1 protein-coding gene is annotated in these 375 nt (G+C 35.7%); it reads right to left on the reverse strand.

Going from position 1 to position 375, the window contains the following annotated elements; genetic code table 11:
* Positions 1–44: 44 nt before the first annotated feature.
* Positions 45–375, reverse strand: a 331-nt coding sequence (locus E1176_RS00895) for a GIY-YIG nuclease family protein (protein WP_343030487.1), incomplete at its 5' end; no start/stop codon positions are given.

Genomic DNA, 375 nt, shown 5'->3' on the forward strand with positions numbered 1-375 from the left:
TGTCATCCCGAGCGTAGTCGAGGGACCTTTTAAGTCTATATGACCTACCCGAACATTACTTCTGGGTTTAAAAACTTCCAATGGGGATTATCTTTTGCTACTAAGGCTTCTTTCTTTTTCCGATTCCATTTTTTTAATTGTTTCTCTCTTTCGATTGCAGCTTCTGCAGTAAAGTGACGTTCAAAATAAATTAACTTATAGCAAAAATATCTTCCGGCAAATGAAGCTGGGTTACCCCTATTTTCAAAATGTTGGAGTAGCCTTGTATGCAGGTCATTAGTTACACCGATATACAAAACCTCTTTTCCTGGATTAGTGGTGATGTACACAAAGTAATTACTCATTTTATACTCTATCTGATTTCTATAATTCAAA

The sequence above is a fragment of the Fulvivirga aurantia genome (genome assembly GCF_009711475.1).
Classification (GTDB): domain Bacteria; phylum Bacteroidota; class Bacteroidia; order Cytophagales; family Cyclobacteriaceae; genus Fulvivirga; species Fulvivirga aurantia.